This window comes from Massilia luteola (assembly GCF_034420155.1).
Lineage (GTDB): Bacteria > Pseudomonadota > Gammaproteobacteria > Burkholderiales > Burkholderiaceae_D > Telluria > Telluria luteola.
In genome coordinates this window covers 221,758-234,835 of sequence record NZ_JAXOFN010000002.1, presented here as the reverse complement: position 1 = coordinate 234,835, position 13,078 = coordinate 221,758, and the positions used below count along the sequence as shown (strand labels likewise).

The window sequence follows — 13,078 nt, the reverse complement described above, 5'->3', positions numbered from 1 at the left end:
GTCGGGATCATCGTATTGCGACTGTAGGAGTTGCGGGCCCGGCTGTCAACAGTCGGCAGCCGGGCGCCATGCGGTGCGGATCGCCGGTAGGATGGGGCCGCGGCACAGCGAGGAGGACACCATGCAAGCATCGAACGGGAGCGCCGGCTACGACGTGGGCGCCATCATGGGCGGCCTGTACGGCGACGGGATCATCGCCAGCAAGGGCGCCTTCAGCGCCGAGTGGGTGGCGCAACTCAAGGACGACATCGAGACCCTGTTCGCCGAGGCGCGCGCGCGTCCGCGCGGGGCCCTCGAGCGCGGCCCCTGCCGCTTCTACGTCGAGGTGCATCCGGAACGGCTGCGCGGGTTCGTCGAGCTGGCGACGCATCCGTGGGTCGTCGCCGTGTGCCGGGCCGTCCTCGGGCCGGACTACAAGATCGTGGAAGTGGGCTTCGACATCCCGTTCCCGGGCGCGATGCACCAGCCCTGGCACCGCGACTTTCCGGCGCCGCCAGAGACGCTCGTCGGGCGCCGGCTGAATTCGCTCGCGTTCAACCTCACGACGGTCGACGTGACGGAGGAGATCGGCCCGTTCGAAATCGCGCCGGGCACGCAGTGGGACGACCTCGCGGGCGGCGACCCGATGTTCCCCGATCCGGCGCTGTACCCGCGCTACGAGGCGCGCGCCCAGCGCAAGCTGCCGCAAGTGGGCGACATCTCGGCCCGTTCCGCGCTGACGATCCACCGCGGCACGGCGAACCGCAGCCGCCTGTCGCGGCCCGTGCTCGTGCTCGGGGTCGACGCGCCGGATGCCCGCAACGCCGAGAAGCACGACCTGCAGGTGACGCAGGCCTACTGGGATGCGCTCCCGGCCGCCGTGCGCGACCACCTGCGCTGCCGCATCGTGCCGGCGCTGGAAAGCATCGAGCAGGCCCACACGATCGAGGGCCTGCGCATGGGGTTGACGGGTTAGCCGGGCCCGACGTCCTTGGGCGGCTTGCCCACGCGGCGCAGCTGGTCCGATTGCTGGTCGAGGTTCACTTCCTCGGCCACGTCGTAGCGGCCATCCTGGGCGTCGTCGCCCGGCAGCAGGTTTTCCGAGCGGTCGTGCGAGCGCTGCGCCGGGCCGGGATCGGCGCGCTGGAGGTTGCGGTCAGCGCCGTCCCCGGGTTTGTCCTGCTTGTGCTGCTTGTCCTGTTTCGTCATGCCGTCCTCCTCGAATGGTGTCGCGGCCGATTATGGCGCGGGGACGGGCGGCCGGGCGCACGCTAACTCCGGTCGTCGCGCCGGGTGCCGCGCGCGGGCAGGTTCTTTTCCAGGATCGCCCACAGGATCAGGCCATAGGCCAGCAGCCGGACGAGGTAGTGCAGCGGGGAGTCCTCGTTGTCGTCGTATGACAGTGCGGACACGATCCGGTGCACGCCCTCGATGCCGAACGACAGCGCGAAATACAGGAAGAACCGGTCGCGCGAACTGCGCCAGAAACGCAGGAAACACAGCGCGATGACGAAGGAGGCCATGGCGATGCCGCCGGCGAACAGGTCGTTCAATTCATTGCGCATGTCATTCCTTCTCGTAAATCAGGCCGTACAGCAACAGAAGTACGGACACGAGGGCGGATACCTGGCGCACGGGAAGCAGGTACACGTCGGGGAACACGACCTTGTCGAGCACGAGGAAAACATTGTTCACGGTCATCGCCACGAACGAGGCGCCGCTCCAGAACAGGAGACGGTGTCCGGTGCGCCGATAGCTGCCCAGCAGCAGCCAGGCGCAGGCGAGCGACGTCAGGGTGCACAGCAAATAGATGGTAATCGCCATCATGAGTCCTTTCGCCATTTGAAGGCGTCCGCAAACTGCTGGGCCTTGCGGTCGAGGGAGGAATGTATCAGGTGGGTCACTTCGACCAGATGGGTCGCGTACAGCTCGGCCAGGAGGTCGATGCGCTCGCGCAGCCCGGCGTCGGCCGGGTCATAGCGGTAACCCTCCACCCCGGGCTCGGCGCAGGGAACGGCGATCCGGGCCGTGCACAGCTCGGCCAGCAGGTCTTCCGCCGTCTTTTCGCGGACGTACAGCCGGCGCGCCAGCGTGTCGCGGCGCCATGCCTGGTTCGGATCCGCGCGCATCAGCAGCAGTGCCTCCAGGAATGGAACCGAAGGGATGCTGGTCAGCACAAAGCGCCGGAGATCCTCAGGTATGGAGGGGTTATCCATCGCCATCGTGTTTGGACAAATGTTCTTAGCTTTTTGAAACCGTAATTTTATAGCATTCCGGGCGGAAATGCAGGGAATTGTGTCGAAGCGTGCGCGGGTACGCAATACCGGGACGCCTGCGGAGGTGCAAGCGCGCGTCGGATAAAATGACACATTCCTTGATCTTGCCGAATCACCATGTTTAAGAAGTTACTCACGCCGGCCCTCGTGCTGGCATCGCTGTTGTCGCTCGGCGCCTGCCACCGCGAGTCCACGCATCAACCGGCCGCCCATGCCCATTTCCACGCCGAGGCCGGGGCCGGGGCGGCCGCGGCGCGGGGCGCCGGCGCGCCGCAGCCGCAATCCTGCGCCGACCATTTCGTCGACGGGGAGGCGCCGCGGATCACGAATCCGAAGCTCGGCAAGTCGACGGAAGCCCTGTGCTTCAACGTCTTCAGCGTGCTGCATTCCGGGATCACACGTACGCCGCTGTGGTCGGCGGAACACCTGCAGGCGCAAAACATCGCGGCGGCGCAGGAATTATCGCGCGAAAATTCATTCCATCCGGAGCCGCGCCTGCAATCGGACCAGCGCGCCGAACTGGCGGACTACGCGCGCAGCGGCTACGACCGCGGCCACATGGCGCCGAACGGCGACATGCCGGACCGCGGCAGCCAGCGCGACAGCTTCAGCCTCGCCAACATCGTGCCGCAGAACGGCGAGAACAACCGCAACCTGTGGGCCGGCATCGAAGGCGCCGTGCGCAGGATGGCCAGGAAGGAGGGCGACCTGTACGTTGTCACCGGGCCGGCCTTCCTCGGCACCGACCTGCACAAGATCGGCAACGTGCTCGTGCCGACCCATTTGTATAAACTCGTGTACAGCCCGCGCCAGCGCGCCGGCGCCGCCTGGTTCGTCGAGAATGCGCCGGACGCGAAGGCGAACGTGATCCCGATCCCGGAACTGGAGCGCATCATCGGCATCAACCTGTTGCCCGCGCTGACCGACGCCGAGAAGGAACGCGTGCTGGACCTGCCGGAGATCCACGACAAGCCGGCCCGCAACCGCAATCGCCATTGAGAGGAAAGCCATGAGCAGCACACCGAATTTCGCCCCGTACGCAAACGAGGCCGACGTCGTGGAGATCGGCAACCTGATGCTGGAGAACCGGCTCGACCGGATCACGATCTCGGGCGACGTCGACCTCACGGCCGACAAGGATGGCCTGGCCAGGGCGCGACAGTTGCGCGACCTGCTGGGCCGGATCGTGGCCGGGCTGGAAGGGAAGGACTTGCCGGACCGCCTGCCGCCGCCGGACGTCAAGACGGTGGCGAATCCGTTCGGCTGACCGCGCCCCACGGGCCGGCAAGCCGCGCGCCGGTCGGTGCGCGGCCTCACCGAAGCCATCGATGACACGGGCCGCGAGGCCCGTTTTTCGTGGCGTGATACGCATGAGTCGTAAGGGGTCAATGGTGCGCGCAACGCGGCCGCTTTGGAGTACTCTCGACTGGTACCTGCACGAGGATCTCCACGCGGAATACGTCATGCTCGGCGGCGAGCAGGTCGGCGTGGCGCGCTTCGGCAGGGTCGGCAACCCCACACGATGACAGCGGAGGAAACATCATGCGACATACCCTAGTAGCAGTCTTCGACAATCGAAGCGATGCCCGGAACGCCCAGGACGAATTGCTGGCGTCGGGCTTCGCGCGCACCGACGTGAGCATCTCGAGTGCCGATCCCACGGGCCAGTCGAACAGCGTCACCGGCGAGGACGAACGGCTGGCCGGCGAACACGAGGAAGGCTTCGGCGCCTCGCTCAAGCATTTCTTCACGACCCTGTTCGGCTCCGACACGAACGAGCACGCGATGAAGTATTCGTATGCCGTCACGCGCGGCCACCACGTGCTCACCCTGACGACGGACTCGGAGCCGGAAGTGGAGCGCGCGGCCGACATCATCGAGCGCTTCGGCCCCGTCGACATCGACGAACACCATGACGAGTGGACGCGCGGCGCGGCCGGCGCGTCGGCGGGCTTGCCGCAGTCGACCGGCCTGCAGCAGTCGGGCGGTATGTCGGCGCAATCCGGCGGCATGGGTTCCGCATCCGGATCGACGGCATCGTCGTCCGGTTCGTACCAGGGCACGCCGGCGGGTACGGAGCCGGGGTCGCTGCAGTTCACCGGGCACGACGACCGCAATTTCTTCGGCACGCAGGACATCAACGACCCGGCTCCCAAGGGCCAGACCTACGAAGAGCCGCAGGGCGCCAACGAGCAGTCGGGCGGCTCGCTGAACCAGAGCGGCTCCACGCTGCAGGGCACCGCGTCGATCCCCGGCTCGGACGACACGTCGCTGGGCGGCACCGCGATGATGGGCAACCGCTCCGGCTCGCTGCAGCGCGACTCGAATCTGGCGGGTTCGCAGCAGCGCGACGTGGGCGCGCGCGGCAACGTGCGCGTGTACTCCCGCGACACGGGCATGGGCAGCACGCACGACGACGCGTTCCGCAACGACTGGGACCGGCACTATTCCAGCCTGGGCGGCAGCTACGACGACTACGCGCCAGCCTACCGCTTCGGCAACGAGATGCGCCGCGACGAGAAATACCGCGATCGCGACTGGTCCGACGTCGAGCAGACCCTGCGCACCGGCTGGGAAGCGCGCAACCCGGGCGCGTCGACCTGGGACAAGTTCAAGGCCGCCGTGCGCCACGGCTGGGACCGCATCAAGCCGGACATGGACGAGAACGACTGGTATCACGCCGACTGGCACGACAATTACTCGAGCCTGGGCGGCGGCTTCGACGAGTACGCACCCGCTTACCGCTACGGCACCGAGATGCGCACGAGCGCCAGGTACCGCGACCGCTCGTGGGACGAGGTCGAATCCGACCTCAGGAGCGACTGGGACAAGCGCCATCCGGGCGCGTCGACGTGGGACAAGTTCAAGGCCGCCGTGCGCCACGGCTGGGACAAGATCACGCCAGACATCGACGACGACAGCTATTACCGCAGCCACTGGAACGCGAAGTATTCGAACGCGTCCGACAAGTACGACGACTACCTGCCGGCCTACCGCTACGGCGACGAAGCGCGCCGCCTGCAGAAATACCGCAGCCGCCACTGGGACGATGCCCAGGCCGACCTCAAGGCCGACTGGGAATCGCGCTACACGAGCGGAACGTCGACGTGGGACAAATTCAAGGACGCCGTGCGCCATGGCTGGAACAAGATCACCCCGGACATGGATGACTCGACCTACTACCACACGCACTACGAGTCGACGTACGCCGCCACCGGCACCGACTACGACGACGTGGCCCCGGCCTACCGCTACGGCAACGAAATGCGCAGCAGCGACACCTACCGCGATCGCTCGTGGGACGATGTCGAGGGCGATCTCAAGAACGACTGGCATACCAGGTATGGGGCACACGACGAGCCGTCGGCCTGGGAGCGCATCAAGGCCGCGGTCCGGCATGGCTGGGACAAGATGACGGGCGAGACGGCTGGCATGGACGGCGACAGCCATTACCGCAGCCACTGGTCGGACACGTATGCATCGAGCGGCACGAGCTACGACGACACGGCACCGGCCTACCGCTACGGCGCGCAGATGCGCAATGACGTCCGATACCGCAACCGCGACTGGTCGGACGTCGAAAACGACCTGCACACGGACTGGGATGCGCGCTACGGCAAGGACGGCGCGTCGACCTGGGACAAGATGAAGGCGGCCGTGCGGCACGGGTGGGACCAGGCCACGTTGTAACCGCCGGGCGCCAGCTCAGGCCGGCTCGGTCAGCGGCAGGCTGATCCGGTTCCTGCCCATGTGTTTGGCGCGGTACAGCGCCGCGTCGGCGATGGCGACCAGTTCGCTGGCGCTGTTGTCGGGGGCGGCGATGGCGGTTGCCGCGCCGATGGACACGGTGACGTGCTGTCCGCCCGCCAGGCAGTTGGGAACCTGCAATTGTTCGACGCGGGTACGGACGCGTTCGGCCACGCTGGCCGCGCCTTTCAGGGATTGGTTCGGCAAGATGACGGCGAATTCCTCGCCGCCGTAGCGCGCGACGAGGTCGTTCGCGCGCATTTCGCTCGCCACGGCCGTGGCGATGCGCTTGAGGCATTCGTCGCCGCCCAGGTGGCCGTTCGCATCGTTATAGGCCTTGAAATTGTCGACGTCCACCATCAGCAGCGAGAGCGGCTGGCGCTGGCGCAGCGCGCGCGCCCATTCGGCGTGCAGGGTCTCGTCGAAGCAGCGACGGTTGGCCAGCCCGGTCAGGCCGTCGCGCGTGGCCAGTTGTTCGAGGGCGATCTGGGCCAGCTTTTCGTCCGTCATGTCGCGCAGCGTCTCGACGACGGCCGCCAGCCGGCCCCGGTCGTCGTAGATGGGGCTCGCGTCGGTCGCGAGATAGCGCCGCCGGCCGAGGCGCGGCATGTCGCACCAGTACTCGGCCGACAGGTGCGCATCGTCGGCCAGGCCGTGACGCGGCTGGATCCGGCCCGCTTCCGCGGCGCGCCCTTCGATCAGCAGGTCGGCGAGGGTAGGGCGGCGGTCTTCGAAAAAGCTGCGCCAGTGCTCGCGCGTGCCGATGATGTCGTACGCCGGCACACCCGTCAGGCGTTCGCAGGCGCGGTTCCACAACATCACGCGGGACGTGGTGTCGAGGACGAAGATGGGAATGGCCAGCGTCTCCATCAGCTGGTGCGAGAAAGCGCGATCAGCGGCAGCCGGCGTACCGGTCGCGCCCGAGGAATCCATGAGGCGCTGTATTGTTGTTGTGCTTGTCATGAGGCGTCCTTCGGTTCTGTCTGTTGAGCAATTACTTGCTGACGAGAACCGATTGTGCGCCCCGGACAATGGCGCCCCCTTGATCTTTAGCAAGAGAGATCAGCGGTGCGTCACCCCGGGTCGAACGCGTGGGCCGAGACGATCGCGTGGGCGACCCGATCGACGCGGGTACACAACAAGTCGATACGCGAGGCCAGCAGCGGATCTTCGAGCGCGTACTGGCGGCGCACCTGCAGCAGTTCGGACTGGATCGCCACCAGTTGCGCGAGCGGATCGAGGCTGCCGCGGCGGGCGTCGGCGCCACCGGTCAGGCGGCCCAGCAGCATGTCGGATTCCGCGAGCGCCTGGTCGGCCTGGCTGCGGGCCTTCTGTTCGCGGCACAGCGCGGCCTCCAGGCGCGCGATCCGGTCTTCGCTGCGCACGCGCCGGAACAGCGCGGCGAACAGCACACCCATCATCACGAGGACCAGCGCGCCCGCCTGCATGCGCTCGGGCATGGCGAGCACGCGGCCATGCCCGGCGAACCCGACCCACATGGTCAGCACCAGCAAGGCACCGAGGGTGACGCGCAGCGACTGGAGCAGCACGGTTTTCATGACGATCCCTTCGACGAGGACTAGGATGACGCGATTAGGAACTTTCCGTATTCAAAGGTACGACTTTCCGAACGACGCGTTTTTGCTCGTCGTCAATTTTGACGTCTTTACGGCATGCCGCGACCAACGGCGGACCTCTTCTGCGACCCCGTGCCGACGCGGTATAATGGAAGGTTGACGCGAGCTTCCCCGGATTTTTATCGTGACTTACAGCATCAAAGAGATCTTCTATACCCTGCAGGGCGAGGGCGCCCATGCCGGCCGGCCGGCCGTGTTCTGCCGCTTTTCCGGCTGCAATCTGTGGACGGGACGCGAGAGCGACCGTGCCACGGCCGTGTGCCAGTTCTGCGATACCGACTTCGTCGGCACGGACGGCGAACGCGGCGGCAAGTTCAAGGACGCCGCCAGCCTGGCCGCGGACATCGACAGCCTGTGGCCGGACACTTATCCGTCCAGCAAATACGTCGTGTTCACGGGCGGCGAGCCGCTGCTGCAGCTGGACGCCGCGCTGATCGATGCCATGCACGCGGTCGGCTTCACGATCGCCATCGAGACGAACGGCACCTTGCCCGTCCCGGCCGGCGTCGACTGGATCTGCGTGAGCCCCAAGATGGGCTCGACGCTGGTGGTCGGGCGCGGCAATGAAATCAAGGTCGTCATCCCGCAGGCGGGGCAGGACCTGTCCGCCTATGAGCACCTGGAGTTCGACAATTTCTTCCTCCAGCCGATGGACGGTCCGCTGGCACAGTTCAACACGCAACTGGCGATCGACACGTGCCGCCGCAATCCCAGGTGGAAGCTCAGTCTCCAGACCCATAAACTCCTGAACATTCCCTGAAGCACACATGCTGACCATTACCCGCAAGCTGGAATTCGACGCCGGCCACCGCATCCCCGACCACAAGAGCCAGTGCCGCAACCTGCACGGCCATCGCTACACGCTGGAAATCACGCTGACCGGCGCCGTCATCGACGTCGAAGGCAATTCCGACAACGGCATGATCATGGATTTCTCGGACATCAAGGCGCTCGCCAAGGAACATCTGGTCGACGTCTGGGACCACGCCTTCCTCGTCTATGAGAAGGACGACTCGGTGCGCGGCTTCCTCGCCAGCCTGCCGGACCACAAGACCGTCGTGATCGACCGCATCCCGACCGTCGAGAACCTCGCGCAGGTGGCGTGGAACATCCTCAAGGCCGCCTACAAGGACCGCTACGGCACCGGCTTGCGCCTGCAAAAGCTCGTGCTGCACGAAACGCCGAACTGCTGGGCCGAAATCACGGATGCCTGACCCGACCGTCATCGCCAGCCCGGACGACGCCGCCTGGATGGGCCTGGCGCTGCAGGAAGCGCGCAAGGCCTGGGCGGCGGGCGAGGTGCCCGTGGGCGCCGTCGTCGTGCGCGATGGCGAGGTCATCGCCGCCGGCTTCAACCAGCCGATCGGCCGCCACGACCCGACGGCGCACGCGGAAATCGTCGCCCTGCGCGCGGCGGCCGAAAAGCTCGGCAATTACCGCCTGCCGGGCTGCGCACTGTACGTCACGCTGGAGCCGTGCGCGATGTGCTCGGGCGCCATGATGCATGCGCGCCTGGCGCGCGTCGTGTATGCCGCGCCGGACCCGAAGACGGGCGTGTGCGGCTCCATCCTCGACCTGTTCGCGCTGGAGCAGTTGAACCATCACACGGCCGTCGTCGGCGGCGTGCTGGCGGACGAGGCCAGCGCCATGCTCAAGGCCTTCTTCGCCGAACGCCGCGCCGCCCGCCGCCCGCCTCTAGCTGCCGCCACCGCGCCCGCGTCCACGGACTGACCGGCCGCGCGCGCCGGCGCGCATCGCTGACGCCACCGCTTTGCCGAAAATGGTATGCTGGCTCCATGCCGCTGCTGCGCCACGGCAGGGGAGTACATCTTGGATCAACCGCTCAACTTTCGGCACCCCTACCTGATCCGGTCGACCCGGTGCCGGCGACGCCGCCATGCCTAGTCTGAACGCCAACGGGATCCGCATCGCCTTCGACACCGCGGGCGATCCGAAAGCCGTGCCACTGCTGCTGATTTCCGGCCTCGGCCTGCAACTGACGGCCTGGCCCGACGAATTCGTCGAAGGCCTCGTCGAGCTGGGCTTTTACGTGATCCGTTTCGATAATCGCGACAGCGGCCTGTCCACCAAGTTCGAGCATGCCGGCACGCCCAGCCTCACGCTGGCCTGGCTGAAGTCGCTGCTGCACCTGCCCCTGAGCCCGCCATACCGCCTGGACGACATGGCCGACGACGCCATCGGCGTGTTGTCCGCGCTCGGTGTGGCGCGGGCCCACGTCGTCGGGATATCGATGGGCGGCATGGTCGGGCAGTTGATGGCGGCCAGGTTCCCGGCGCGCGTACTCAGCCTGACGTCGATCATGTCCAGCAGCGGCCGCCGCGGCTTGCCGGGCCCGACGCAGGCCGCCCGCCGCGCACTGCTGCGCCGGCCGCGCGGCTGGAACGGCGCCGGCGACATCGACGGCGCCGTCGACTACAACGTCCAGCTGCTGCAGGCCATCGGCAGCCCCGCGTACCCGACGCCGGAAAAACATCTGCGCCGCCGCGTCGCGCGCGCGTTGCGCCGCAACTGTTGCCCGGGCGGCGTCGTGCGCCAGATGCTGGCCGTCACGGCCTGCGGCGACCGCACCCCGCAACTGCGGACCATCGCCGCGCCGACGCTCGTGATCCACGGCGCGGCCGACCCGCTCATGCCGCCGGCCTGCGGCGTCGACACCGCGCAAGCCATCCCCGGCGCCCGGCTCGAAGTCATCGAAGGGATGGGCCACGACCTGCCGTCCCAGCTGCTGGAGCGGCTCCTCGCCTTGATCGACGCCCACGCGCACGGTAAGATGGCGCCCGACTCGACTCCAAGGCTCTTCGTCAAACAGTGACTATTTCCAAGCTGGGCATTGCCCTCGTCGCGCCGGGCGGATACGCCCCCGAGCCGGACGCCATCCCGCGCGGCATCGCGCGCCTCGAAGCCCAGGGCATCCTGGTCCACAATTACTACAGGCACGACGAGCGCCACCAGCGCTTCGCGGCGACCGACGCCGAGCGCCTCGCCCAGCTGGAGGCGGCCGCCGCCGACCCGGACGTGCAGGTGGTGATGGCCATCCGCGGCCAGTACGGCATGACCCGGCTGCTGGCGGACATCGACTTCGAGCGCATGGCCGCGAGCGGCAAGATCTTCGTCGGCTACTCCGACATGACCGCCTTCCAGATGGGGCTGTACGCCAGGACGGGCGCGCCCAGTTATGCCGGTCCGATGTTCGCCGGCGACTTCGGCGCCCAGGAACTCGTCGGCTTCACGCTGGACGATTTCTGGCACTGCCTGGCCGGCCCGACGCACACCGTCTCCGGCCGCGGCGCCGCGAATCCGCGCCTGGACGTCACGGGCACGGTGTGGGGCGGCAATCTGGCGATGATGATGTCGGTGATCGGCACGCCGTGGTTCCCGCAGATCGACGGCGGCATCCTGTTCCTGGAAGACATCGCCGAGCATCCATACCGCGTGGAGCGCATGCTGCTGCAACTGATGCACACCGGTGTCCTCGCACGCCAGCGCGCCATCGTGCTGGGCGATTTCTCCGGCTACCGCCTGGCGCCCGCGGACAATGGCTACAACTTCGACGAGATGCTGGCCTATGTGCGCGCCACGTTGCCCGTGCCCGTGCTGACCGGACTCGAGTTCGGCCACGTCCCGCGCCGGGTGACAATTCCATTCGGCGCGCGCGGGCATCTTGCGTGCGATGGCGAGCAGTGGAAGTTGACCCTGTCCGATTATCCGACACTGCAGCGGGCCTGACGCAGACCACCCCCGCAGTGGTAAAATACGCGGTTAATCGAAAACACACGCAATAAGGTTTCCCAGTGCTCAGTACAGCCAACATCACGATGCAGTTCGGCGCCAAGCCGCTGTTCGAAAATATTTCGGTCAAGTTCGGCGACGGCAACCGTTACGGCCTCATCGGCGCCAACGGTTGCGGCAAGTCGACCTTCATGAAGATCCTCGGCGGCGACCTCGAGCCGTCCGGCGGCAACGTCAGCCTCGACACGAACGAGCGCCTCGGCAAGCTCCGCCAGGACCAGTTCGCGTACGAAGACGTGCGCGTGCTCGACGTCGTCATGATGGGCCACACGGAATTGTGGAACGCCATCCGCGAACGCGACGCCATCTACGCCAATCCGGAAGCGACCGACGACGACTACATGAAGGCCGCCGAGCTGGAAGGCAAGGTCGCCGAATACGACGGTTACTCGGCCGAAGCGCGCGCCGGCGAGCTGCTGCTGGGCCTGGGCATCGGCACCGACCTGCACCAGGGTCCGATGAGCGCCGTCGCGCCGGGCTGGAAGCTGCGCGTGCTGCTGGCGCAGGCCCTGTTCTCGGATCCGGACATTCTGCTGCTGGACGAACCGACCAACAACCTGGACATCCACACGATCAGCTGGCTGGCGGACATGCTGAACCAGCGCAACTCGACGATGATCATCATCTCGCACGATCGCCACTTCCTGAATTCGGTCTGCACCCACGTCGCCGACATGGACTACGGCACGCTGAAGGTCTATCCGGGCAATTACGACGACTACATGGAAGCGTCGACGCAGGCCCGCAACCAGCAGCTGGCCAACAACGCCAAGGCCAAGGAAAAGGTCGCGGAACTGCAGGACTTCGTGCGCCGCTTCTCGGCCAATAAATCGAAGGCCCGCCAGGCGACGTCGCGCGCCAAGCAGATCGACAAGATCAAGATCGAGGAATTCAAGCCGTCGTCGCGCGCCTATCCGTTCGTGCGCTTCGAAGGCGAGAAGAAGCTGCACCGCCTGGCCGTCGAGACGGAAGGCCTGTCGAAGTCCTACGACCGTCAGCTGTTCAAGAATTTCTCGATCATGGTCGAGGCCGGCGAGCGCATCGCGATCATCGGTGCCAACGGTGCCGGCAAGACGACCTTGCTGCGCTCGATCGGCAGCGCCCCGATCACGGGCCTCGACGCCGACACTGGCCGCGTGAAATGGGCCGAGAACGCGAACCCGGGCTATATGCCGCAGGATCCGACCGAGGAATTCGCCACCGACCTGAACCTGACCGACTGGATGGGCCAGTGGACGAAGGAGGGCGACGACGACCAGGCCGTGCGTTCGATCCTGGGGCGCCTGCTGTTCGGCGGCGACGAGGTCAAGAAGTCGGTGCGCGTGCTGTCCGGCGGCGAGAAGGGCCGCATGATGTACGGCAAGCTGATGCTCGGCCGTCACAACGTGCTGCTGCTCGACGAGCCGACGAACCACATGGACATGGAATCGATCGAGTCGCTGAACGTCGCGCTGGACAAGTATGCCGGCACGCTGATCTTCGTTTCGCACGACCGCGAATTCGTGTCGTCGCTGGCGACCCGCATCCTCGAGATCAAGGAAGACGGCGTCATCGACTTCCAGGGCAATTACGAGGACTATCTCAAGAGCCAGGGACTCGACTGATACGTCGGCGCGCTTGATTGGTGGG

General features: G+C 66.6%; 16 protein-coding genes. 10 read left to right on the top strand and 6 right to left on the bottom strand.

From position 1 onward, the window contains the following. The first annotated feature begins 121 nt into the window (after nucleotides 1-121). On the top strand, nucleotides 122-955 hold the full coding sequence (locus U9J41_RS04100; RefSeq protein WP_322400417.1) for a phytanoyl-CoA dioxygenase family protein: 834 nt from the start codon (nucleotides 122-124) through the stop codon (nucleotides 953-955). Here the strand turns inward: U9J41_RS04100 and U9J41_RS04095 are convergent. From U9J41_RS04095 to U9J41_RS04080, 4 genes are all read right to left on the bottom strand, one after another. Next, nucleotides 952-1,188 carry a hypothetical protein gene (locus U9J41_RS04095; protein WP_322400416.1) on the bottom strand — a complete coding sequence of 79 codons (237 nt, stop codon included), beginning with the start codon at nucleotides 1,186-1,188 and terminating at the stop codon, nucleotides 952-954. The genes U9J41_RS04100 and U9J41_RS04095 overlap by 4 nt on opposite strands. Nucleotides 1,189-1,250: 62 nt before the next feature. Next, the gene (locus U9J41_RS04090) at nucleotides 1,251-1,544 is read right to left on the bottom strand and encodes a DUF5985 family protein (protein WP_322400415.1); all 294 of its coding nucleotides are present in this window, start codon (nucleotides 1,542-1,544) and stop codon (nucleotides 1,251-1,253) included. 1 nt (nucleotide 1,545) lies between these two features. Continuing rightward, complete coding sequence (locus U9J41_RS04085) at nucleotides 1,546-1,806, bottom strand: DUF5985 family protein (RefSeq protein WP_322400414.1); 261 nt, start codon at nucleotides 1,804-1,806, stop codon at nucleotides 1,546-1,548. Continuing rightward, a complete protein-coding gene (locus U9J41_RS04080; RefSeq protein WP_322400413.1) occupies nucleotides 1,803-2,156 on the bottom strand; it encodes a hypothetical protein in 354 nt (117 codons plus the stop codon). The genes U9J41_RS04085 and U9J41_RS04080 overlap by 4 nt, the downstream gene beginning before the upstream one ends. A 216-nt stretch (nucleotides 2,157-2,372) precedes the next feature. On the opposite strand from U9J41_RS04080, the gene U9J41_RS04075 reads away from it, so the two are divergent. From U9J41_RS04075 to U9J41_RS04065, 3 genes are all read left to right on the top strand, one after another. Continuing rightward, nucleotides 2,373-3,254: a DNA/RNA non-specific endonuclease gene (locus U9J41_RS04075; protein ID WP_322400412.1), complete on the top strand. Its 882-nt coding sequence runs from the start codon at nucleotides 2,373-2,375 to the stop codon at nucleotides 3,252-3,254. Between the two features lie 10 nt (nucleotides 3,255-3,264). Further along, nucleotides 3,265-3,522: a hypothetical protein gene (locus tag U9J41_RS04070; RefSeq protein ID WP_322400411.1), complete on the top strand. Its 258-nt coding sequence runs from the start codon at nucleotides 3,265-3,267 to the stop codon at nucleotides 3,520-3,522. 275 nt (nucleotides 3,523-3,797) lie between these two features. After that, nucleotides 3,798-5,945, top strand: a complete 2,148-nt coding sequence (locus tag U9J41_RS04065) for a general stress protein (RefSeq protein WP_322400410.1) — start codon at nucleotides 3,798-3,800, stop codon at nucleotides 5,943-5,945. A 15-nt stretch (nucleotides 5,946-5,960) separates the two neighbouring features. Here the strand turns inward: U9J41_RS04065 and U9J41_RS04060 are convergent, their stop codons facing one another. Both U9J41_RS04060 and U9J41_RS04055 read right to left on the bottom strand, forming a co-directional pair. After that, nucleotides 5,961-6,965: a sensor domain-containing diguanylate cyclase gene (locus U9J41_RS04060; protein ID WP_322400409.1), complete on the bottom strand. Its 1,005-nt coding sequence runs from the start codon at nucleotides 6,963-6,965 to the stop codon at nucleotides 5,961-5,963. Between the two features lie 110 nt (nucleotides 6,966-7,075). Further along, a complete protein-coding gene (locus tag U9J41_RS04055) occupies nucleotides 7,076-7,561 on the bottom strand; it encodes a hypothetical protein (RefSeq protein ID WP_322400408.1) in 486 nt (161 codons plus the stop codon). A gap of 202 nt (nucleotides 7,562-7,763) precedes the next feature. On the opposite strand from U9J41_RS04055, the gene queE reads away from it, so the two are divergent. The 6 genes from queE (at nucleotide 7,764) to U9J41_RS04025 (ending at nucleotide 13,053) form a co-directional block, all read left to right on the top strand. Next, entirely contained in the window at nucleotides 7,764-8,399 is a 636-nt protein-coding gene (gene queE, locus U9J41_RS04050) for a 7-carboxy-7-deazaguanine synthase (RefSeq protein ID WP_322400407.1), read from the top strand. A gap of 7 nt (nucleotides 8,400-8,406) precedes the next feature. After that, a complete protein-coding gene (gene queD / locus U9J41_RS04045; RefSeq protein ID WP_322400406.1) occupies nucleotides 8,407-8,853 on the top strand; it encodes a 6-carboxytetrahydropterin synthase QueD in 447 nt (148 codons plus the stop codon). Next, the gene (tadA, locus tag U9J41_RS04040) at nucleotides 8,846-9,370 is read left to right on the top strand and encodes a tRNA adenosine(34) deaminase TadA (RefSeq protein ID WP_322400405.1); all 525 of its coding nucleotides are present in this window, start codon (nucleotides 8,846-8,848) and stop codon (nucleotides 9,368-9,370) included. Before queD ends, tadA begins: the two co-directional genes overlap by 8 nt. A gap of 166 nt (nucleotides 9,371-9,536) precedes the next feature. Continuing rightward, nucleotides 9,537-10,472, top strand: coding sequence for an alpha/beta fold hydrolase (locus U9J41_RS04035; RefSeq protein WP_322400404.1), 936 nt, complete (start codon nucleotides 9,537-9,539; stop codon nucleotides 10,470-10,472). Then, entirely contained in the window at nucleotides 10,469-11,386 is a 918-nt protein-coding gene (gene ldcA / locus U9J41_RS04030; RefSeq protein WP_322400403.1) for a muramoyltetrapeptide carboxypeptidase, read from the top strand. The genes U9J41_RS04035 and ldcA overlap by 4 nt, the downstream gene beginning before the upstream one ends. Nucleotides 11,387-11,451: 65 nt before the next feature. Further along, nucleotides 11,452-13,053, top strand: coding sequence for an ABC-F family ATPase (locus tag U9J41_RS04025; protein WP_322400402.1), 1,602 nt, complete (start codon nucleotides 11,452-11,454; stop codon nucleotides 13,051-13,053). The last annotated feature ends 25 nt before the right edge of the window (nucleotides 13,054-13,078 follow it).

Bases quoted from the DNA above. Each gene is read 5' to 3' on its own strand.
- U9J41_RS04065 (WP_322400410.1), top strand. From the start codon at position 3,798: ATGCGACATACCCTAGTAGCAGTCTTCGACAATCGAAGCGATGCCCGG.
- U9J41_RS04090 (WP_322400415.1), bottom strand. From the start codon at position 1,544: ATGCGCAATGAATTGAACGACCTGTTCGCCGGCGGCATCGCCATGGCC.
- queD (WP_322400406.1), top strand. From the start codon at position 8,407: ATGCTGACCATTACCCGCAAGCTGGAATTCGACGCCGGCCACCGCATC.
- U9J41_RS04095 (WP_322400416.1), bottom strand. From the start codon at position 1,188: ATGACGAAACAGGACAAGCAGCACAAGCAGGACAAACCCGGGGACGGC.
- tadA (WP_322400405.1), top strand. From the start codon at position 8,846: ATGCCTGACCCGACCGTCATCGCCAGCCCGGACGACGCCGCCTGGATG.
- U9J41_RS04100 (WP_322400417.1), top strand. From the start codon at position 122: ATGCAAGCATCGAACGGGAGCGCCGGCTACGACGTGGGCGCCATCATG.
- U9J41_RS04060 (WP_322400409.1), bottom strand. From the start codon at position 6,965: ATGACAAGCACAACAACAATACAGCGCCTCATGGATTCCTCGGGCGCG.
- U9J41_RS04035 (WP_322400404.1), top strand. From the start codon at position 9,537: ATGCCTAGTCTGAACGCCAACGGGATCCGCATCGCCTTCGACACCGCG.
- U9J41_RS04055 (WP_322400408.1), bottom strand. From the start codon at position 7,561: ATGAAAACCGTGCTGCTCCAGTCGCTGCGCGTCACCCTCGGTGCCTTG.
- U9J41_RS04070 (WP_322400411.1), top strand. From the start codon at position 3,265: ATGAGCAGCACACCGAATTTCGCCCCGTACGCAAACGAGGCCGACGTC.
- U9J41_RS04075 (WP_322400412.1), top strand. From the start codon at position 2,373: ATGTTTAAGAAGTTACTCACGCCGGCCCTCGTGCTGGCATCGCTGTTG.
- U9J41_RS04085 (WP_322400414.1), bottom strand. From the start codon at position 1,806: ATGATGGCGATTACCATCTATTTGCTGTGCACCCTGACGTCGCTCGCC.